Source organism: Bradyrhizobium iriomotense, from assembly GCF_030160715.1.
Classification (GTDB): domain Bacteria; phylum Pseudomonadota; class Alphaproteobacteria; order Rhizobiales; family Xanthobacteraceae; genus Bradyrhizobium; species Bradyrhizobium iriomotense.
In genome coordinates, this window is record NZ_BSOW01000114.1 from 1 (window position 1) to 1225 (window position 1225).

Consider the following 1225-nt stretch of genomic DNA (forward strand, 5'->3'; position numbering starts at 1 on the left):
TTGCGCGGATCGACTTTAACGAGGCGACCGCCGGCCGCCTCCAACTTGTAGGCGAGAAAGGTTTCGAATTGATGCCAGCCGTGTTCAAGAATGGACCTGTTAAGGCCGGCTTTCTGGCGCCCGTTGCGACCGGGCTTCTCAACAGTGCCTTTCGCGCTGGCCGTCATGCTCGACGTCTTGAGGTCCTCAATAGCGACGAGGCCGAACCGGGCGACAAGGCCCGTAGTGGCCTTGTGGTTCCAGTCCTTGCGGATGCGCGCGGCCTTGGCTTTGATCGCAGCGGCGCGCAGTCGCGCCTTGGCGTAGCGTTTCGACCCACGCTTGCGCCGCGCGAGAACCTTCTGCGTCTTGCGCGCCCTCCTGTCGAGAAGTCGCAACCGCTCAACAGGGACCGATGCCAACTCGCCGTTCGAAAGCGCAATACTGTTCGCTACGCCGCGATCAATGCCAACCGCCGGGCGGATGTTGATCGGCGCTTCGTGCTCGCTCTCGCAGGCGAACGACATGCGCCATCCGATCGGCGTCAACCTGACCGTTACGTTGTTGATCGTGTCGCGCAACGGGCGGGTATCGCGCAACCGAACCCAACCGATTTTGGGCAACCGAACCTGAGACCAGTTGCGATTGAGCCGCCGTATCTCCACCTCACGGCCCTGAAACCGGAACGTCTCGTGGAGGCCTTTACGCCGCGGTGTCGGATACTTTCGCGCGGCCGGCGAAGAAATTCTGATACGCCTTGTCGAGATCGCGCAATGCTTGCTGCTGGCAGGTCTGCGATACGGCCGCAATCCAGTTAAAGGAGGCACGAAGCGTGGTCAGCTCCCGGCATTGGCTGGCGTAGCTAATTCGGCCTCCGGTCCGGGCCGCGTATTGCCGCCAGAAGTTTTGCCGCTGGTAAAGCGCGGTGTTGTAGACCGCACGGCACGCGCCTGCGAACTGCCGAAACAACACTTCCTGTTCGGCAGTCGGATCGAGCTTGTATTTGAAGCCGCGGCGGATCAAATTGACGATATGGCCTTGGTCTAAGGATCTACAAGGCGACAAATCCAATTTCGCACGGGACGGCACGTCGTTTACGCTCTCCACGCCCATTTGGTCTTCGTCACCAAATGCCGCCGGGGCGTGCTGTCCGAACGCTTCGGGACCTGCGGTCGATCTTCGCGAAAGTCTGCAGGGATTCTGAGGCAGAATTGATCGAGTGCGATGGCGAGGACGACCACGTGCA

At 60.7% G+C, this 1225-nt stretch carries 2 protein-coding genes and 1 pseudogene; 1 reads left to right on the forward strand and 2 read right to left on the reverse strand.

What is annotated here, in order from left to right; translation table 11 throughout:
* Both QQL28_RS45630 and QQL28_RS45635 read right to left on the reverse strand, forming a co-directional pair.
* The coding region (locus QQL28_RS45630) for an RNA-guided endonuclease InsQ/TnpB family protein (protein ID WP_284276420.1) at window positions 1-644 on the reverse strand (644 nt) is incomplete at its 3' end.
* 37 nt (window positions 645-681) lie between these two features.
* On the reverse strand, window positions 682-1092 hold the full coding sequence (locus QQL28_RS45635) for a helix-turn-helix domain-containing protein (protein ID WP_284276421.1): 411 nt from the start codon (window positions 1090-1092) through the stop codon (window positions 682-684).
* Here QQL28_RS45635 and QQL28_RS45640 point away from each other — a divergent pair.
* Window positions 1045-1225, forward strand: a pseudogene (locus tag QQL28_RS45640) (transposase); the annotation flags it as partial. The gene QQL28_RS45635 and the pseudogene QQL28_RS45640 sit on opposite strands and share 48 nt — an antisense overlap.